Consider the following 20,142-nt stretch of genomic DNA (forward strand, 5'->3'; position numbering starts at 1 on the left):
GAAAGCGGGGGAAGTCGCGTCTGGCGGCTGACACCGGATTTACCTGGGGCGGGGTAGGCCTGTCTGTCCCTGCCCACCCTCTGTCTGTGTTGCGGGCCGCCTCCCCCCCCCACGACCGCGCAGCGGTCGGTGCGGGCACGGCCCCACCGACCAGGTCCGGCCTGCGGCGCAGCAGCGTGGCGGTGTCCTCCGGGCTCAGCTCCAACTCGGAGAACGGCAGCGGGGCGCTCGACAACTGCCATGTCACGCGCGCCGAGGGGGAGTAGGCGAGCCCGTGGACGTCCTCGGGCGAGATCGGGGCGGTCGGCGGCACCTCGGGGGGAGGCGGCGGCACCAGCGAGTCGAACGACATGTCCGGACGGGCGTCTTCCCGCAGCCCGTCCGCCGCTCGCAGGAAGTCGGTGTACTGGTCCTGGGTGGGCGGCGTGTTCTCGTCGAGCCCGTTGAGGTCCGCGACCATGCGGCGCAGCAGCGCGGGGGTCATCCGCGCGTCGGCGTACCGCGGCTCGGGGGAGAGCCATCGCAGACCGTCCGCGAAGGCCAGACCGCTGATCAACCGCTCGCTGTCTTCCCGCTGTTCGGCGTCCGTGCCCAACGCCCCCCGCAGGGTGCGGACGGCCTGGAGCGTCCGGGCCAGGGCGAACGCGTCGACGGGCCCAGGGCCTTGGTGCAGACCGGCCGACCGTGCCAGGTCCTCGAGCCGCTGCCCCGAGGGCTCCGGCGTGAACATCCGCCACTCGCCCGGCCCGTCGGGCCCCTCGGCGAGCGTGGCCCGCAGGGTGCCGTCGGATTCCTTGGCGGTGCCCGCCTCCGTGGTGGGGGCGTACACGGGGCGGCCGGTCCGGTTCGCCACGTGCTGGGCGACCGGCAACCCCGCCACCTCGGGCTGCCTGCCGGTCTCGCAGGAGTACAGCACCAGCGGGCGGTCCCGGTCGGCGTCCTTGCCCCAGGCCCGCAGCACCTCGCCCAGTTGGACGCCGCTGACCACCACGGAGGGCCGGTCGGCGTCGTCCGTGCCGAGCGTGACGGTACGCGGGGTGCCGTGGGCGACGAAGTAGTCCGCACCCTCGGACGTGCCGGCGCCGGGCAGCTCCTCGGGAGGACCGGTGAAGTAGGTGGCGGTCGTGGCCGGTCGGGGGGACCCGTCCTCGGCGTTCCCGGCCGGTCGCGTGACGGTGCGCGTGGGGCGGTAGGAGGCCAGCTCCGTCAGGCGCTGACGGCCTTCCGAGTGGGCGGAGTTGTCCTCTTCCGTACTCTGCGACACCGTCAGCGTGCGTACGGTGCGCCCCTGTTGGGGACGCGTGGCGTCATCGGGGACCAGGCGGCGCACGTGGTCGATCGGGAGGGTGTGCCCGTCCAGGGTCCTGATGACCGGCGCGGTGGCGGTGGCGGTGGTCTGGGAATCGCGCGAGCGGGAGGGGCGGGCCACGATCCGGGCGAACGACGGGGTCCTCCGCTTCCGGGGGGCGGGCCGGGGGGACGGCGACGCCGCCGCGGCCGGGGAAGCGGTGCCGAGCGAAGCGGGGGCGGCCGGGCCGTCGGCCCGCGCGGCGCCCGACTCCAGGTACACCTCGGAGGCGGCGTCCTCGGTGCCGGTGCCGGTGCCGGTGCCGGTGCCGGTGCTGGTGGTGCGGGGGGCGGTTGCGGGCGGCTCGGTCCGCTCCTCCGCTCGGGACTCCGTCCGCGCGGGCTCGGCGGGCGCGGAGCCGTCCTCGGTCGTGCTGCTCGTGGTGGCGACGGGCCGGGGCGCTTCGTCCACCTCGCCCGTGCCGGGACGCTGCGCCGGAGGGGGGACGAGGCCCAGGTCGGCGGCGGCTTCCGACGTCAGGGCGTCGGTGAGCGGCAGCAGCACGTCGGCGTCGGGGAAGGCGTGCGCGGCGGCGTCGGACGCCGCCGGAGGGGCGGTCGAGACCGTACGGATCTGGGTGGGCGCGCCGGACTTCTCGCGGGAGAGCACGGCGGCCTCGCGGTGCGCCGGGCGGCCCGAACCCGGTGCGTCGGAGCCCGGTGGGGCGACCGGAGGGCCGAGGACGACGGCGCGGTCCCCGCCGGACAGGTCGAGCAACCGCGAGGCCGCCTCCGGGTCCCCGTACGGCAGCGGCCCGTCCGACACCACGACGGTGAGGGGAGTCTGCTGCGCGTCCACCGTCGAAGGAGGCGTCTGCCGCGCCGGGTCCCGCGCCGCGTCGCTCTGCGCCGCGGGGTCCTGGGCCTCCTGGCCGTCGCGGGTCTCCGTCGGCGGGAGCGGGGCCGAGTCGGTCGGATCCGTGTCGGCGGCCGCGGCGGGCGTACCGTCGCCGCTCTGCGCGCCGGAAGCCGAACGGCCCGTTGCGGCAGGGCTGTTGGCGGACGGGGAACCAGGGGGTGCACCCGGTGCTCCGGTCGATCCGGGTGCGCCGGACACGGTGGTGATCGGCGCGGCGGGCTGCGACAGGGGCGCGGGGGAGCCGGTCGCGGCCTCCCGCGCGGTCGCGGGATCACTGCCGGGCGCGGGGGCGGGGCCACCGGGTGTGTCACTGCCCGTACGGTCCTCGGCCGGGGCGTTCGTACGGGCGTCGGGCGCCGTCTCGGAGCCGTGCTCCGCGCTCGTGTCCGTGCCGGTCCTGCTGTCCGTGCCGGTGGGAGACGTCTCGGCGGCGGCGTCCTGCGCGGTGGTGTCGGTCCCGTCCGCAGCCGTGCGGGCGTCGGAAGCCTGCCGGCTGTCCGCCGCGGGCGCTGGGGACTGGGTACTGGAGGGGGTGGTGACGGGAGCCGTCGGGGGCGCGGGGACGCTGGTCGCCTGGTCCGCGCTGCCGACCGAGGCGGGCGGGGTGGCCGTCCCCGTGGTGCTTCCGGGGGCGGTGTCGGTCGAGCCTCGGGCGTCGGTCGCGTCGGTCGCGTCGGTCGCGTCCGTCCCGTCCGTCGTGCGGCCCGTGTCGCTCGTCTCGGCCCCGCTGCCCGCGCCGGTCGTACCCGTGGCACCGCCCGTACTGCCGGTCGCCGTGCCCGTGCCGACGGTGCCGATGGTGTTGCCGGTCGCCGTGCCCGTGCCGACGGTGTCGCCGGTCGCCGTGCCCGTGCCGACGGTGCCGATGGTGTCGCCGGTCGCCGTGCCCGCGCCCGTGCCGACGGTGTTGCCGGTCGCCGTGCCCGTGCCGACGGTGCCGATGGTGCCGCCGGTCGCCGTGCCCGCGCCCGTGCCGACGGTGCCGACGGTGTCGCCGGTCGCCGTGCCCGTGCCGGGGCGCTCGTGTCCGGTGACGTCCGGGCCCAGGCCCTCCAGGCCGCGGCGTACGGCGGCGGTGTCCTGGAGCGCCTCGGGGCTCTGGCCGCCGGAGACGACCCGCACCTCGGGGACGTTCGCCAGGCTCTGGTGCAGCGCGGCGCGCGCGTTGACCTCGGCGGCGGTCGGCGGTTCCTGGCCGCGCAGCTCACCGATGGCGCTGAGCGCGGCGGCGCGCTCGGCGGCGGAACCGGTCTGCGCCTGCTGCCACAGCGCGGCCTCCGCGAGCGACGAAGTCGGGCCGGTGGACGACGGGAAGAAGGGGGAGGACGACGGCACGCCTCCGAGCGGGGCGGTCGAGCCGGCGTCGATGTCCGTTGCCGAGGCGTCCTGCCCGGCGGCCCCGTCCGTCGTCGTGCCGTCCGCTCGGCCCTCGCCACGCGCTGATCCGCCCGCGCCGCCGACCGTCGTGACGGGCCCGCCTCCAGGAGGCGGTGAGGTCTGCGCACTGGCCTTGTTCGCCGCGTCCCGCAGCGCCGTGCCGAGATTGACGCCGCCGCTCTGGAGCGCCCCGCCCACGCGGTTGCTCACACCCGCGCCCACGAAGGTGGACCAACTGGTCTCCCACTTGCCGTACAGGATGCCGCCCGCGACGACTTCCGCCAACGCCTCACCGCTGCCGGACGCGACGAAGTCAGCTGTCTCCTTGACGACGTGGTGGCCCACCATCGCGCCGCCGACCGGCCCGGTTCCGGGGGAGTTCAGGCCGCCCTTCGAGAAGTTCGGCCCGTTCTTGAAGTCGACGTCGGGGGAGTTCTTGAGGAACTTGGCGTCGTAGCCCTTGACGAGCCCCTTCGACCAGCTGTGGAACACACTGGTGAACCCACCGGCGAACGCCCCGAACGCGCCGTCCTTGGCGATCTGCTTCCAGTCGAAGCCGTCGGGCCGCCGCCCCTCCGGGGCGCCCACGATCATGCCGAGCCGTACGGCGAACGAGGTGAACGCCTCCGACAGCGCCTCGCTCACCGCGGGCAGCAGGTGGGTGCGCTGCAGCAGGTGGCTCATCGTGGCGAGGATGGCGAACCTGCTGCGAGCCTTGGCGAGAGCGATGCGGCTGAGCGACGCGCCGCCGGTGAAGTAGGCCAGCGCCATGTAGAACGCGACCTCGATCAGGAGCCGGATGACCTCGGCGATCACCTGCCACTTGGCCTCCATGATGTCCATGGACAGCTTGACCCGGCTGGCCGCGATCTTGTCCAACTGGTCGCCGAACTCACGCAGATGGTTCTTGCCGGCGTCGTCGATGAGCAGGCTCATCGCCTTGACGTAGGAGTCCGCCACGTCCCCGGGCATGGACTCCGCGATATCCCGCACCGACGTCTCGATGAGCTGGGACAGTTCGCGCGTCCGCTTGCTCAACTGCCCGAACGGCCGCTGACTCTCGTACGCCAGGTCCTCGTCGGCCTGGAGGAGCTTTTCCCCGGTCAGGATGAACAGCATCGCGTTCACCGCGGGTGATGCCTGAATACTCACCGGGGGCAGCCCTTTCGCCGCGCGCACGCCGTCGCGACCCCGCAGCGCGTGGACGCGTTGCGGGGCCGGACGGTCGAGGAGGGGTCAGCGCCGGCCATGACCGCCGTTGACGTCGGATATCCGGCTGTCCTGCTTGGCGATGTTCCCCAGGGTCTCGCCGCGCAGCGCGTGCATGGACTTGACGTTCTCGAGGGTGCCCTGGGAGATGCCGGCCACGGCCTTGCCGAGGGCCTCACAGGTCTCCCGTGTGGCCTCGCGGTCCTTCTTCTCCTGCGGACGGACCTGCTTGGCGAAGTCGTCGTCGGCCCCCGGCCAGGTGGACGTGCCGTTGCTCTCGATGAGGAAATCGCTGGTCATCTTGCGGGCCAGCTCCGCGATGGCCTCCAAGTGCCGTGTGCCGGCCTCGATGCGGTTGGGGTTCGCGTAGTACCTGTTCGACATGGCTACTCCTCGCCGTCCTCGCCGAGCGCGTCCCGCCAGGACGCGCCGTTCTTCCTTCCCGGCTCGTCGCGCGGGTCGCTCAGTACCTCCGGGCCGAAGAGCTTGCCCCAGTCGACGTCCAGGCCGCTCAGCTCCGGCATCCCCTCGCTGGTCCCGGCGAACGGGGCCATCGCCTGCATCACATGCCGGCCCATGCGCGTCCGGGCCTCCTGGGAGGCCTCCAGCACACTGGCGGCCAACTGCTGGGACGTCATGCCCCGGTACTTGCCCTCCAGGAACTCCAGGTTGCTCAACTCGCCCTGCGGCCCCACGGTGACCCGTACCGCCCGGTCGGAGGAGACGGCGTCGAAAGAGGCCTCCCGCAACTCGCGCTCGGTGCGGGCGACGGCCTCCTCGGTGGCCTTCAACTCCGCCATGGCCCGCTCGACGCGCTGATCCAGCGAATCGGTCACCGATTCCCACCCCTCCGGCGCCGCCGTGTCTCGGCCGTCGCCCCATATCGTACGGGCCCGCAGGCGGGGGAAGTTCGGCCACCCCCGCCGTGACCTGGTGTTACGCGACCCGTCATCGTCCGATCACGGCAGGTGCGCTGCCGCCCTCCGTGCCCCAGACGTCCTCGTCCTCCTCCAGGTATTCGGAGGACGTGGTCGTACGCGGCCGGGCCGGGTCCTCCGCGTCGCGGTCGGCGCCGCGGCCGCCCGTGGTGGCGGGGCGCTTGCCGGCGGCGAGGAAGGTGTCCTCGTCCTCGGACCGCCCCCAGGGGCCGCGCCTGCGGCGGTTGCGGCGCTTCCCCTCCTCGAGCGCGTCGGTGAGGATGGCGCGCACGCGCTCGTTGTGCGATCCCTTGTCGCCACCGGCACCGCCCATGCCGCCCATCGGAGGCATCATCGGCGCTCCGGGGGTGCCCGCGCCTCCGGCGCCGGCGCCGGCCCCGGCCCCCAGGCCGGCACCCGCCCCGGCTCCCAGGCCGGCACCCGCCCCGGCTCCCAGTCCGGCGCCGGCGAACGCGGCGCCGTCCGTCCCGGCGCCGCTCGTCGGCAGGTCCGACAGCGGTACGGCGTTGCCCGAGGCGTCGACGCCCCGAGGGGCCTCCGTGGACGAGGAGCCGCCGCCCAGGCCGTCGAGCGAGCCGAGGCTCTGGCCGCCGCCCAGGCCGTCGAGCGAGCCGAGGCTCTGGCTGCCGCCCCCACTCCTCGCGCCTCCACCGAGGTCGAGGTCGAGGTTGCCGAGGGAGGGCCTGTCGAAGGACGGCGAACCGCTGCCGAAGTCGCTTCCGATCGTCTTCGGAATGCCCAGGTCGCGGGGGAAGTCGAGGCCGTCGAGATCCACGCGGCTGGTGTTGCCCCGCGGGTCGGTGGTCGTGGCGACCCCGGTCTTCGGGTCGACGACCTGCTTGCTGCCGTCGGGGAACTCGGTGGTCAGCTTCCCGTTCTCGTAGGTCACCTTGGACCCGTCCGGGGCGGTGTGGCTGGTGCCGCCGGAGAGGTCCGTCGTGGTGAGGGCGCCGTTCGGGCCGGTGGTGGTCAGCTTCCCGGTGTCCGGGTCGAAGGAGGCGCGGCTGCCGTCCGGATACCGCAGGTCCACGTCCCCGCCGCGCATGGTCGTGCTGCCGCCGGTCGGGGTCGCGACCCTCCTGCTGTCCAGGTCCGCCAGGTCGCTGGAGGGGCTGTTGATCCCGCCGAGGTCGCCCAGGTCGGTCCGCGTGACCTTCCCCTGCGGGTCGGTGGTGGTGGCGATGCCGGTGTCGGGGTCGATGACCTGCTTGCTGCCGTCGGGGAACTCCGTGGTGAGCTGCCCGTTCCGCAGGGAGGTCGTGGACCCGTCGGGGTTGGTGCGGGTGGCCCCGTGCGTCAGGTCCGTCGTCGTGGTGGCGCCGTCCGGGGCGGTGGTCGTGAGGACCCCGGTGTCCGGGTCGAAGGACGTGCTGCCGCCGCCGGGGTGGTGGGTGGTGAAGTCGCCGCCGGCGAGGGAGATGGTGCCGCCGGTGGGCGTCTCGAGCCCGATCGGAATGCGCTTCCCGTTCAGGCCCTCCAGGTTGCCGAGGTCCGTCCTGGTCGTCGTGCCGTCCGGGCGGGTCGTGGACGCCTCACCGGTGGCCGGGTCGATCTTCTCGACGGTTCCGTCGGGGTAGGTGGTGACGAGGTCGCCGTCGGCTCCCAGCCGGGTGGTGGAGCCGTCGGGGTTGGTCACCGAGGCGTCGCCGCCGAGCTTCTTGGCGGTGGTGGACCCGTCCGGGGCCGTGGTGGTGAGCGTTCCGGTGCGGGGGTCGAAGGAGGTGCGGCTGCCGTCCGGGAAGGTGGAGCCGAGAGCCCCGTCGTCGGTCAGCGAGGTCTGGCCGCCGGTCGGCCTCGTGAGGCCGAGACCGCCGGCCCCGCCCAACCCGCCGTTGAGGTTGCCGAGACTGCCCAGGGGCGTGGTGATGGGGCCGCCGAGTCCGGCGGTGATGTCGCCCAGCTTGTCCGCCAGGCCGCCGCCGAGGTCGCCCGACCGCGTCGTCGGGCCGCCGTTGAGGTTGCCGAGACTGCCCAGGGGCGTGGTGATGGGGCCGCCGAGTCCGGCGGTGATGTCGCCCAGCTTGTCCGCCAGGCCGCCGCCGGCGGGGCTGCCCGCCGTGTCGGTGAGGCCGCCGCCGAGGTTCCCCAGACTGCCCAGCGAGGTGGTCACGGGGCCGCCGAGTCCGCCACCGCTTTTGCCGTTCAGACCGCCGAGATCGCCCAGGCTGACGGTGGGGGGCATCTCATTGAGAAGAGACTTGCTGAAATCGGAGCTGGGCTTGTTGAGGGTGCCGAGGTTCTCCTCGATCTTCTTCCGATCTTCCTCCGCCTTCCGCTCGGCCTCTTCCTTCTCCTTCTTGTACTCGGCCTTCTCCTGGTCCCGTTCGGCCTTGGCCTCCGCCTTCTCCTTCTTGTACTCCTCCTTCTCCTTCTCCCGTTCCGTCTTCGCTTCCTCCTTCTCCTTCTTCTGCTCGGCCTTGGTCTCCTCCCTCTCCTTCTCGAGCTTCTTCTTCTCCTTCTCGGCCTGTGCCTCCTTGAACTCCGAGGCGACGGTCTTGGTCGACTTGGGGCGCGGAACGTTCTGCGTGAAGACCGACCCCAGGTCCAGGAACGCGTTGTTCAAAGCGGAGTGGACCTGGGCGGCCGGTTCGCCGAGGTATTCGTCGACGGCCTGACTCCAGATGCGCACCGCCGCATGGCCGACGTTCGCCCAGCTGGTCCAGTCATGAAGATCGCCGTATTCGGGGTGGACTTGACTGTAGCCGGCCTTCGTTTCCGCCGAGACGGTCTCTTGGCCTTCGACGGGATACTTCTTGGTGTAGATCGACGTCTGCTTGATGTTGTTCGCCTCGCACCACTGGGCCAAGTCGTCCAGCACATAGCGCAGAACGCGGAGTGGATCGAAGTAGGGCGACTGGGACCATGTGTACCAAGACTTCAGGAGCGTCTTCGCGGCGTCCCGCAGTTGCTCTCGCCCCTTGGCCAGGTTCTGCGAGTAGACGGTTTCGGGCAGGCTCTGCGGGTCGGCGGAGCCGGCGTCGTTGACCGGCGTTCCGTAGAAGGTGTTGTTATAGCTCTCGTAGTTCTCCCTGATCCTCTTGAGGAGGCCCAGGAAGGCTTCGGCGGATCCGCCCTGCCACGAGGAGCCCTCACCGCCGAATTTCTTCTCCAATCCCCGGATGGTCTCCAGATGGCTCCGGAAGAAATGTGCGGCGCGGTCGAAGGATTCCCCGGTGCGGGTGAAGGAATCGAGGTCCACGATTCCCGACGGCGACACACCGATGTTGCTGAAGGCCATGCCTTCGGTGTTTCCCGAGGCCAGAGCCAGCAGCGCGGCGCGCGAGCCGTGCGTGTACTGGGCGAGAGGGACGGTGGTCAGCGCATTCCCGTCGTGGTCCGTGAAGGCGTTTCCCTTGCTGTACTGGACCTCGTTCGCGTTCGCGCCTTTGGTGTTCGCGAACTGTGTCTTGTTGTTGGAGTCGACGGTCCGACCCTCGAAGACGATACGGGCCTGCCAGAGCTGGGGCTCTTTTTTGCTTGTTTTGTCTTTGCCCTTGTCGAAGAACCAGATGTCATAGTCCTGGCCCTTTCCGACGGCGAAACCGGACTTGTCGAGGACTTTCTGAAGGTCATGCGGCTGGAAGTCCATCCGAAAGAGCGGTCCGCCGGCTTTGGCGGTGAGTTTCTCGAAGACGGCGGCTCGCGTGGGGACGGGGTAACCGGTGAGCAGCTTGACGGTTTTGGCCCACGCGTCGTCGGCGTCGGAATGGGCGATCCTGCCCACGTTATCTTCGACGATCTTCCCGGATTGGGGGTCGAACCGCTCTTCAGCCACCGCGTGCCCTTTCTCATCGTTTTCTGTCCGTCCCGACCGGCGCGCACGAAGCCGGTGCTTGCAGGGGCGTGCCTATTTCGCGCTGGTGGTCGTGCTGCTGCTGCTGCCGCCGGTGGTGCCGGCGCCCGTCCCGCCCGCGAGAACGTCGTCCACATCGGAGAACAACTGGAGCAGGGCCTGTGCCTCGATGGCCTCCAGGTTGTTCTGGTTGGTCTTCTTCATCTGGGTGATGGTGTCCTGGAGGGCTTCCTTCATCTCCCGGAAGAGGGTGATCTGGTCGCCGAGGAGCTTGTCGATGGCGGTGCCGGCGGCGGTGATGTTGGTCACCATCGTCTGCGCCCCGGCCAGGCCGCCGCCGGTCTCGGCCCCGGTCCCGAGCATGTTGCCGAGCCGCAGTACCTGCTGGCCCTTGTCCGTGTTCTGCGGTGTGGTGTAGCCGCCGACGAGGTGTGCGAGCGGACGGATCCCGTGCACCTCGTGGTTGCGATACGTGTCCGCCGCCTTGTGCGCAGCGGTGACTTCCTTATCGCGGAAGCTTTCCAGCTTCTTCACGTCGAAAAAGGTCCGGTCGGCCATGCGGCTCGCCCTCCTGCTGCTCGGTGCCGGTCGTGTTCGGTCTGCCGCCACCGCCGCCGTGCCGGGCGGCGCTCGCGCGGGGAGCGCCGCCCGGTGGGCCGTACGGGTGCGGCTGGTGGCGGCTCCGGGGAGCCGCCGCGGCCCCTGGACTCCCGCGTCACAGGTGCGGGGCCGGGGCGCCGTTCAGCGGCGGGACGGTCGCGCGTACGCCGGCACGTCCCGCCGGGGCTCCTAGCGGGCGGAGACTTCCTGCCACATCTGGCTGCTGCGCCGCTCGTCCTTCTTGTGGCTGTCCGCGACGTGCTCCAGCAGGGCGCCGTTCTCCAGGAGCAACTGCTGCATCGCCGAGACGGCGGCGTTCCACTGCTGCTGCACCTTGGTGTACTCGCGCTGGTCGTCACCGGCCCAGCCGGTGCTGAGCGCCTGCAGCTCGGCTTCCAGGGCCTTCAGCGTGCCCTCGATCGCCTTGGTCTGCTGCTGGATCGAGAGCGCGGCGTTGGCGGCGGCGTTGTACTGGACATCGATGATGCCGTCGGTCAGGTTCTCGCCGGGCATGGGAGAAGCCTCTCTGGTCGTCGGACCGGGGGTCCGTGGGGTCGTGGTGGAGAGCCGGCGCGGAGAGGTGGCCCATACCGGGCGACTCGGCTCCGGGCGAGATCAGGCGTCAGGACAGGGCTTCGAAGACGCCCGAGGACACCTTGCTGGACTGCTGCCCGATGGCGTCCTGGTGCTGCAGCGACGTGTTCCGCGCCAGGGAGCGGTTGTCCTCCAGCGCGTCCGTCATGCGGCCGATCTGGCGGAGGATGCGCTGCGCCTGCTCGTCCCACTTCGCGAACAGGTTCAGGAACGCGCGGCCCTCGTCGCCGCCGACGCCGAGCGCCGTCGAGCGGACGTTCTCGCGGATGCGGTTGACCCCGTCCTTGGCCAGGCCCAGGGCGAGGACACCGTTCTGTACCTTCTTGTCGTCTACCAACCGGTTTTCGGCCATAGAGCGCTCCCATCGATCAAGGTTCGGGTGGCGTGTCCGCTGATGTTAGGGAGATTCGGGTGCGCAGATCAAGCGAGCAGGTTTCCTTCTGCTGTACCGGAGTTGAGCAAACGGACCCCACCGGACACGGTTACCTGGAGGTGCCTTTGTGCGAGGTGGGCGTCCTGCGCGCGGAGGGGGAGCGTGTTGGCGCGTTCTGTGCCCTACCGAAAGGCTCGCGGACGAAAATCCCTGAGGTTCCTCTGAGGTTGCGCGTCCTTCCCATTCCGGACGTCCCGCCCTCATCGCCCTCGTGCGGTCTCCTTCTTCCCGCCGCACGCGGGCGCCGTGGTGCGCGGCGGCGCGGCGCCCGCCGCGGCCCGCTTGTCGAGATCCGGACCGGTGGGCAGCGTCGCGAGCAGCGGCGCCGGGATCGACCCGATGTCGCCCTGGCCGTAGCCGAGGGCCGACAGCGCCTCCTCGGACGCCACGCGGTGCTTCACGCCGTTCTCCGCCACCAGGTACGTGGTGCCCGCGTGCGCCGCCCCGCTGGCGTGCAGCGCCCGGACCAGCGCCCCGTGCCCCGGCCGCACCACCCGGACGTCCGGCCGCACGCACGCCGGCTCCACGGCGCCGTCCGTCCCGTCCGCGACGGCCGCCGGAGCCAGACCCTCCAACGGGGCGAACACGGTGCTGATGCGCGCCCCTTCCGAGCCGCCGAGCACCTTCGCGCAGATCGCCGTGCCACGCGGCACGGACTCGGACAGCGGCGGGGCCGACGGCATCTCGTCCGCGTCCGGGAGCCGGGCGTCGGAGGCCGCCCGGTGCTGGCGCAGGGCGTCCGCGCCCACCGTACGAGCGGTCGGCGACTGACCCCCGTACGCCTCCTTCTGCGTGGCCGGGTCGCCCAGCACCAGCGCCGCGCCGGTGCGGGTGAGCGGCGTCAGGCCGTCCGCGCGCAGCAGGTGGTAGCTGCTGCTGCCGCCCGGCACGGCGACCGTGAACACCTGGCCCACACGGGTGGGTTCGCCGCCGAGCCGCGGACCTGCCTTCCCGCGCCCCGGCACCCTCGGCGGAGCCAGGTCCGGGCCGGGGGCGAGCGCGTCCAGGAACGCGGCGGAGACGGGCAGCGCCGGCTCGGAGCCGTAGCCGAGGGCGTTGCGGGCGTCGGACTTCTCGTCGACCCGCAGCCGGCTGCCGCGCCACACCAGGTACTCCCGCTCGTCCGGGCCGCGCACCAGCACCCCGCGGTCGCCGCCGACCGGACGCGTCCGCAGCGGGGCCCCGGCCACCACGGTCGTCACGCCGGGCCGGTGCACGCCCTCCTCGGAGGCGCCGCCCGTGCTGGGCAGCGCCCCGGCCGCACCGGTCACGCACATGTGCCAGGCGCCGCCGTCCAGGTCTCCGGGGCCCGGCACGGCGTCGGGCGCGCCCGGAATGCCCACCGGCGCGCCCACCGGGGCGCCGCGCAGGGAGGCCGTGGCGACGTCCACCGACGTCATCCGGCCGCCCCCGATCAACCGCGCGGAGGCGTAGTTGCGCACCGGGTGCAGCGTCCCCTCGATGTAGAGGTACCGCGCACCGGTCTCCCGGTTCACCACCAGGTTCTCGCCCGAGCGCCACGCGTCGTTGCCGCCCGGCCGCAGCAGCCCGTACACCGTCGCCCCCGCCGCGATCAGCAGCGTGACGAGCAGGCCGAACAGGACGCCCCGCGTGGTGCGCCCCAACGGGCTTTCGGGCGCGTCCGGATCGGCCATCAGCAAGCCCGAACTGAGCCTGCCCATCAGGAATCCGTGCGCCTGGACCTGGTCCCGCTTGGACTGCACTGCCTCTGCCCTCTCGTCGTTCTCTCTCGGTACGGCTGCGCGGTCGCGCGGTCAGCCGAACAGGCCGCGCAACCAGCCGAACAGCCCGGCCACCCACAGCGCCAACGGCAGCAGGGCCACGGCGAACAGGGTGTGCGCGATCTCCGCCGCCCGCCCCCAGTACGGCAGCATCCGGCGGCCCGGCACCGTCCAGGCCGCGACGGTCAGCGCCGCGGCGACCCCCAGCAGCACCGCGAACACCACGGTCCTGCCGCCCGGTTCCGCGCTCCTCGCCCAGGCGTGGGCGAGGAGCAGCAGCCCGAGGATGCCCGGCGCGGCCAGGGTGAGCCGCTGCCCCACGTGCACCAGGCCGCGGGCGTGCAGGAGGAGCAGCACGGACAGGGCGAGGGAGGTCAGCACCTCGGCGAGGCCGGGGCGGTGGGCCAGCGGGAACAGGGCCGCCGCGGCGATCACCCCGGTCGCCCCGAACAGTGCGGTGATCCAGCGTCCCGCCAACTCCGTACGCTCGGCGACCTCGTCCCCGCGGTACGGCTCGATGCCCTCCTGGAGCTGCTGCGCCGACGAGGGCAGCGCGGGCATCCGCATCCCGGCGAGCTTGAACGCCAACGCCGGCATGAACCCGGCGCACAGGCTCGTCACCGTCGCCACGATCGCCACGGCGGCCTGCGGATCGAGCCCGGCGAAGCCCATGAGCACCCCGCTCACGGCCCCCGCCACCGACACCACGGCCGTGGCCAGCAGCATCGGCGCGCCCACCGCGGTGGCCGCCAGCGCGAGCACCGCGCCCCCGGCGCCCGCCGCGCCCGCCGCCAACAGCCGCGCGCCGATCACCTGCACCGCGTCCGGGCCGGTCACGTCACCGCCGGGCAGCACCCAGCCGGCCAGGGCCAGGCACGGGGCGACCAGTGCGCCGAGCGCCGCGGCGGAGACCCGGTCGCCCACCGCACGACTCGCGGACCCCGCGCCCGCCAGGATCAGCAGCCCCGCGACCGCCGCGCACAGCGCGCGGGAGTCGGCGGGCAGACCCGGCCGGAACAGCAGGACCAGCGCCGCCAGGACCGCCGCCACGGCGGCCCCGGCCAGAAAGATCCGGGTCGCCTGCGGGCTCCAGTTGTGCAGCCGCCGCCCCGCGGTGTCGGCGATGCCGTCCACGAGGTCGTCCAGGCGGGCCTCGGGCAACGCCTCGGTGTGCGGCCGCAGATACAGCACCGCCCCGTCGGCGAGCCCGGCCTGCGCGAGCGTGCCCTCCTCGTCGAGCGGGGCGTCGCCGGCCTGCTGGAGGACCCAGCCGGCGTGGTCGAGGCCGCTCTCCTCGGCCTCCTCGCCGACGTACCGCAACAAGGTCGGCAACAGGTCGGCGACGGGCACGTCGGACGGCACCGCCAGATCTATGGAGCGGGCCGGTGCGCGTACGGTGAGGCGGCACAGCTCTGCCACCGTGCTGTCGGTCATGGTGTGAACTCTCGTCTCCCGGTACGGGGTCGAACGGGGGTGGCCGCGCCGAGACGGTGCGACGGAGGCACGGGGGCCTCGGAGGTCTCGGGGGCTGTGCGGAAGGGGCCGGCGACGGGCCGGTGCACATGGACATGTGAGATGTTGCGAGTGCAGACTACTGCCGCTGCCGGCCTGATTGTTCCGGGGACCTCTGTTTCCCCGGTACGCCGGTGACCGATCTCGGTGTGATTCTCCCGGACTGTTCACCGGCCTTTCACCGCAGAGTTGTGATCCGAGTGCGCCGCGTCGCGCATCTCGTGCGTGGATTCCCCGCACCGGCGAAAGAGGGCGCGGGAGCCATCGCTTATCGAACCGGAGGTTTCGTCCCTTGAGTGTCGTTCTGATTCGCCGGCCCGCGCGTAGACGGGGGCCGGAAATGCCCGAAGGGGAATTGACGCTCCAGGAGCCGCCGGTCCTCGCCGAGACGGTTCCCGACACCTCGGCCGTCTGGACCTACCTCCCGATGGCGATGATGTCGGTGTCGATGATGCTGATGTTCCTGCGGCCCGGCGGCTCCAACGGCGTCTTCATGTACATCGCCATGGGTATGATGCTGCTGGCTTCCGCGGCCATGCTGGTCGGGCAGTTCATGCGGACCGCCGGCGAACGCAAGCAGCGCCTGAAGGGCGAGCGCCGGGACTACCTGCGCTACCTGTCCCAGACCAGGCGGCGGGTGCGGCAGACCATCGTCGAGCAGCAGCGCGCCCTCGCCTGGCGGCACCCCGACCCGGCGGCGCTGCGCTCCATGGTGCGCACCACCCGGCTGTGGGAACGCCGTCCCGCCGACGAGGACTTCGGAGAAGTGCGCCTCGCCGTCGGCGAGCAGCAGCTCGCGCTCACCCTCACCCCCCTGTCCACCCACCCGGTGGAGGACCTGGAACCGCTGTGCGCGCACGCGCTGCGCCGGTTCATCCGCGCCTACTCCACCGTCCCCGAGCAGCCCATCGGCCTGTACCTGCGTTCCTCCGCGCGCATCCTGCTGCGCGGTGACGAGGACGACGTACGGGGACTGGTCCGCGCCGCCCTGTGCCAACTCGCCGTCTTCCACGCCCCCGAGGAGCTGTGGATCGCGGTGTGCACCAGCGACGAGCGCCGCTCTCAGTGGGAGTGGGCCAAATGGCTCCCGCACGCCCTGCACCCGTACGAGGAGGACGGCGCCGGCCCGGTCCGCAGGATCACCGCCGACATCTCCGAACTCGACGACCTGCTGGGCGCGGAGTTCGCCGAACGCCCGGACTTCGACCCGGAGGCGACGCCCGGCCGCGACGAGCCGTACACCGTCGTCGTCGTCGACGGCGCCACCGTGCCCGAGGGGCACCGCTGGGACGGGCCCGGCTACCGCAACGCCGTCATCCTCGACCTGTCCGAGGCCCTGCGGTGGCGGCCCGGCCGGAACACCCTGCGGCTGACCGTCGAGGACGGCCAGGTCGGCCTCGTGCGCACCGACCGCAGCCGCAAGGAGCGCACCGCGGTGCTCGGCCGGGCCGACCGGCTGGGGTCCGTCGCGGCGGAGTCCCTCGCGCGGCTGCTGTCCTCCTCCCGGCTCAGCATGGGCGGCGACATCACGCAGCCCCTGGAGACGGACATCGAGCTGACCGCCCTGCTCGGCATCCCCGACCTGCACCGGCACGACCCGAAGACCCTCTGGGACAAGCACACCGGCTCCGGTCGGCTGCGGGTGCCCGTGGCGGTCGGCGTGGACGGCCGGCCCGTGGAGCTGGACATCAAGGAGTCCGCGCAGGGCGGCATGGGCCCGCACGGGATGCTGATCGGCGCGACCGGATCCGGCAAGAGCGAACTGCTGCGCACCCTGGTGCTCGGCCTCGCGCTCACCAACTCCTCCGAGACCCTGAACTTCGTCCTCGTCGACTTCAAGGGCGGCGCGACCTTCCTCGGACTGGACGAACTGCCGCACACCTCGGCGGTCATCACCAACCTCGCCGACGAGGTCGCCCTGGTCGAGCGGATGCAGGACGCCCTCCACGGTGAACTGCTCCGCCGCCAGGAGCTGCTGAGGGCGGCGGGCAACTACACCTCGGCGCTGGAGTACGAGCGGGCCCGCGCCCAGGGGGCCGACCTCACCCCGCTGCCCAGCCTGTTCGTGGTCGTCGACGAGTTCAGCGAACTCCTCGCCGCGCACCGCGAGTTCATGGACCTCTTCGTGATGATCGGGCGGCTCGGCCGATCGCTCGGCGTCCACCTCCTCCTCGCCTCCCAGCGCTTGGACGAGGGCCGGATGCACCAACTGGAGAGCCACCTGTCCTACCGGGTGGGCCTGCGCACCTTCTCCGCCATGGAGAGCCGCGGCGTGCTCGGCGTCCCCGACGCCTACCAGCTCCCCTCCGAGCCGGGCAACGGCTATCTGAAGTCCGGAGTGGAGCAGTTGGTCCGCTTCCGCGCCGCCTACTCCTCCGGCGGCTACCGCCGGCGCACCGGAGCCGTCGTGCGGGCGCGCGTCGCCAGCCAGGTCGTGCCGTGGACGAGCGGCTGGGTGGTGCCGCGCACCGTCGCGCCGGAGCTGGAGCCCGCCGTACAGCCCGAGGCCGAGGAGCCGGAGGCGGAGGAGGCCCTGATCGACGTGGCGCTCGACCGGCTGCGCGACTCGGGGCCCCCGGCGCACCAGGTGTGGCTGCCGCCCCTGGACTCGCCCTCCCCGCTGGACGAACTGCTCGCCGGGCTCGTCACGGACCCCGAGCGCGGCCTGACCGCCGCGGACCGGACGGAGCGCGGCACCCTGCGCGTGCCGGTCGGCCTGGTGGACAAGCCGTTCGAGCAGCGCCGCGACCCGCTGGTCGTGGACCTGGCGGGCGCGGGCGGCCACGTCGCCATCGCCGGCGGCTCGCAGAGCGGCAAGTCGACGCTCGCCCGTACGCTGATCTGCTCCCTGGCCCTCACCCACACCCCGGCCGAAGTGCAGTTCTACTGCCTGGACTTCGGCGGCGGCGGGCTCGCGCAGCTCGCCGGGCTGCCGCACGTCGGCGGCGTCGCCGCACGCCTGGACCCGGAGCGGGTCAACCGCACGGTGGCCGAGGTGATGACGGTCCTGGCCCGGCGCGAGCAGTTCTTCACCGACCACACCGTGGACTCCATGGCCTCCTACCGTCGCCGCCGGGCGGCGGGGGAGTTCCCCGACGAGCGGTTCGGGGACATCTTCATGGTCGTGGACGGCTGGTCCACGGTGCGCCAGGACTACGACGACCTCATCACCAAGTTCAACGAACTGGCCGCACGCGGCCTCAACTACGGCATCCACCTCGTCGTGACCACCGCCCGCTGGGTCGAGCTGTCCGCCCAGGTCCGCGACCAGGCCGCGACCCGGCTGGAGCTGCGCATGGGCGACCCGATGGACTCCGAGGTCGACATGCGCAAGGCCCGCTCGGTCCCGCGCTCCGGCGGGCGCGGCCTCACCGCCGACAGCAAGCTGCACTTCCTCGCCGGGCTGCCCCGCATCGACGGCAGCGGCGACACCGACGACCTGGGGGACGGCGTCGCCGACCTGGTCAGCCGGGTCGCCGCCCAGTGGCCGGGCCGGACGGCGCCCGCCGTGCGGATGCTGCCGCACCGCCTGTCGGTCACCGAGCTGCCCGCGGTCGAGGCGACCGAGGGCGGCGGGATGCGCATGGCCCTCGGCCTCGACCAGGACGTGCTGGAGCCGGTCTGGCACGACTTCAGCCGCACCCCGCACCTGGTCGCTGTGGGCGACACGGAGAGCGGCAAGACCAACCTGCTGCGCCGCGTCGCGGCGGGGATCACCGCCCGGTACACCCCCGCCGAAGCGAAGATCATCGTGGTCGACTACCGCCGTGAGCTGGTGGAGGCCGTGCCCGACGAGTACCGCATCAGCCACGTCGTCTCGCTGGACAACCTGCGGGAGACCGTCGACGGCGCGGCCCGCGCGATACAGACCCGGCAGCCGGGCCCCGACATCGCGCCCGCCCGGATGCGGCAGTGCGACTGGTGGACCGGGCCCCGGTTGTTCGTCCTGGTGGACGACTACGACATGGTGGCGGGCAACTCGTTCCAGAGCCCCTTCGAGCCGCTCTTCGACCACCTCACGCTCGGCTTCGAGCTGGGCCTGCACATGGTCATCGCCCGCAGTGCCATGGGCGCGGGCCGCGGGCTCAACGAAGCGCTGCTGCGACGGCTGGACGAGGGGAACACCCCGGCGCTGCTGATGTCCTGCCCGCCCACCGAGGGATTCCTCTTCGGCAACGTGAAGCCGAGGAACCTGCCTCCGGGCCGCGCCTTCCACATCGCGCGCCGCAAGGCGAAGCTCGTGCAGACCGCCATGGCGGACGGCACGGAGTGAGCAACCGGTGAGCGAGAGGGGTCCGACCCGCGGGTCGGACCCCTCTTCGCGTCAGCGGCCGCCCGGCGCGGGCACGGGACGCGGACGCGTACGGGCCGGGCCCGGCGGTGTCGCCGGGCCCGGCCCGTACGGACGGCGGTCCGCGCCGGGGGAGCCCGGCGGACGGCGGGAGGCCCGGCGTGCCGGCGGAAACCGGAGCCGGGCGCCCTACCCGTCAGTCGCGCGGCTCCGGCTCCGCCGGGCGCCAGCCGCGGGCGCGCGCCCTGGGCAGCGTCATCGCCGCCCACACCACGGCGAGCAGCCCCGCCCCGCCGCCCACCGTCAGCAGCGTCGCCCGGTCGGTGGCCCGGTCCGCGGCCGAGGTGTCGCGCATCCGCACCGTCTGCACGGGCGCCGGCGCCGCCTCCTGGGCCGCGAAGTCGGCCACGGCGGTGACGGCGGCGTACGGGTCGAGCTGCGGGACGTCGGCCGGGTAGGCCGCCGACACCAGGCGGCGGGTCACCTCGTCGGCCGAGGCGTCCGGGTGCGCGGAACGCACGACGGCCGCCGCACCCGCGGTGTACGCGGCGGCCAACGAGGCCCCCGAGCCCAGGAAGTGGCCGGAGCCGCGCGGCCCCCCGGCCACCACGCCGACCCCCGGCGCGGCCAGGTCGACGCCCGTCGTCCGCAGCGCCCGCTCCGACCGCGCGCCCGAGGGCTGCATGTCCAGGACCGAGATGACGCCGGGCTCCGACGCGGGCCAGTACGGCCGGCTCGGCACCGGGTCCTCGGTGGCGGCGGGCGGGTCGGGGACCGCCGCCGCCACGACCACCGCTCCCGAACGCACGGCGGCCTCGACCGCACGGGTCAGCTCCCCGCTCCGCCGCGGCAGTGCGACGGAGACCGTGATCACGTCGGCCTTCGCCTCCGTCGCGTCCCGCAGCGCCCGCGCGACCAGGGCGGCGTCCGGCCTGCCGCGGTCGTCCGTGCCGCGCAGCCCCAGCACGCGGGCCCCCGGTGCGACGCCCGCGAGGTCGGACGAGGATCCGCCCGCGCCCGCCACCAGGTGCGCGACGAACGTGCCGTGCCCGACGCAGTCCTCGCCGGCCCCGCCGTGAGCGGTCACCCGGCCCCTGAGGGCGCGCGCGTCCGCCGCCACGCCGGTGTCGATGACGGCGACCGTCACCCCCTCGCCCGTGCCGTGCTCGCGCAGCCGGCCGAGGTCCAGGCGCTGGCGGGACCAGTCCCCCTGCTCCGCCGCGGTTCTGGACGCGGGCGTGCACGGTGAGCGCTGCGCGTCGTCGCCGAGCGCCGACGGCATGGCGGGAAGCTTCTGCTCCCCGTCCGCGCGCACCGAGGCCCCCGCCGGCACCGCCGCCAGCAGCACCAGTCCGGCCGCCAGCCCCGCGCCCGCCGCACGTGCGGCCGTGTGCGCCGGACGTGCGCCTCCGGACGCCCGAGCGGTCGCGCCCGCATGGTCCATCGA

The 20,142-nt window shown here is 73.1% G+C and carries 10 protein-coding genes and 1 pseudogene; 1 reads left to right on the plus strand and 10 read right to left on the minus strand.

The features are described from left to right. From ACZ6EJ_RS12425 to eccD, 9 genes and pseudogenes are all read right to left on the minus strand, one after another. Positions 1 to 4,735, minus strand: a pseudogene (locus ACZ6EJ_RS12425) (lonely Cys domain-containing protein); the annotation flags it as partial. 84 nt (positions 4,736 to 4,819) lie between these two features. Beyond that, a complete protein-coding gene (locus ACZ6EJ_RS12430; protein WP_469266658.1) occupies positions 4,820 to 5,176 on the minus strand; it encodes a hypothetical protein in 357 nt (118 codons plus the stop codon). 2 nt (positions 5,177 to 5,178) lie between these two features. Then, entirely contained in the window at positions 5,179 to 5,628 is a 450-nt protein-coding gene (locus ACZ6EJ_RS12435) for a YbaB/EbfC family nucleoid-associated protein (RefSeq protein WP_307671080.1), read from the minus strand. A gap of 112 nt (positions 5,629 to 5,740) precedes the next feature. After that, positions 5,741 to 9,505, minus strand: coding sequence for an AAWKG family protein (locus ACZ6EJ_RS12440; protein WP_469266660.1), 3,765 nt, complete (start codon positions 9,503 to 9,505; stop codon positions 5,741 to 5,743). A 72-nt stretch (positions 9,506 to 9,577) separates the two neighbouring features. Further along, positions 9,578 to 10,057 carry a type VII secretion system-associated protein gene (locus tag ACZ6EJ_RS12445; protein ID WP_469266662.1) on the minus strand — a complete coding sequence of 160 codons (480 nt, stop codon included), beginning with the start codon at positions 10,055 to 10,057 and terminating at the stop codon, positions 9,578 to 9,580. A 255-nt stretch (positions 10,058 to 10,312) separates the two neighbouring features. Beyond that, a complete protein-coding gene (locus tag ACZ6EJ_RS12450) occupies positions 10,313 to 10,636 on the minus strand; it encodes a WXG100 family type VII secretion target (protein WP_469266664.1) in 324 nt (107 codons plus the stop codon). A gap of 109 nt (positions 10,637 to 10,745) precedes the next feature. Next, a complete protein-coding gene (locus ACZ6EJ_RS12455) occupies positions 10,746 to 11,069 on the minus strand; it encodes a hypothetical protein (RefSeq protein WP_469266665.1) in 324 nt (107 codons plus the stop codon). A gap of 281 nt (positions 11,070 to 11,350) precedes the next feature. Continuing rightward, positions 11,351 to 12,874 (minus strand): type VII secretion protein EccB, encoded by a 1,524-nt coding sequence (gene eccB / locus ACZ6EJ_RS12460; protein ID WP_469266667.1) that lies wholly within the window; start codon positions 12,872 to 12,874, stop codon positions 11,351 to 11,353. A 51-nt stretch (positions 12,875 to 12,925) separates the two neighbouring features. Continuing rightward, positions 12,926 to 14,326 carry a type VII secretion integral membrane protein EccD gene (eccD, locus tag ACZ6EJ_RS12465; RefSeq protein ID WP_469266669.1) on the minus strand — a complete coding sequence of 467 codons (1,401 nt, stop codon included), beginning with the start codon at positions 14,324 to 14,326 and terminating at the stop codon, positions 12,926 to 12,928. Positions 14,327 to 14,744: 418 nt separating this feature from the next. Here eccD and eccCa point away from each other — a divergent pair, with 418 nt between their 5' ends. Beyond that, positions 14,745 to 18,677 (plus strand): type VII secretion protein EccCa, encoded by a 3,933-nt coding sequence (eccCa, locus tag ACZ6EJ_RS12470; RefSeq protein ID WP_469266671.1) that lies wholly within the window; start codon positions 14,745 to 14,747, stop codon positions 18,675 to 18,677. A gap of 214 nt (positions 18,678 to 18,891) precedes the next feature. Here eccCa and ACZ6EJ_RS12475 read toward each other — a convergent pair whose 3' ends face one another. Continuing rightward, positions 18,892 to 20,139 carry a S8 family serine peptidase gene (locus ACZ6EJ_RS12475; RefSeq protein WP_469266673.1) on the minus strand — a complete coding sequence of 416 codons (1,248 nt, stop codon included), beginning with the start codon at positions 20,137 to 20,139 and terminating at the stop codon, positions 18,892 to 18,894. Positions 20,140 to 20,142: the final 3 nt, after the last annotated feature.

This window comes from Streptomyces sp. NPDC041970 (assembly GCF_055588985.1).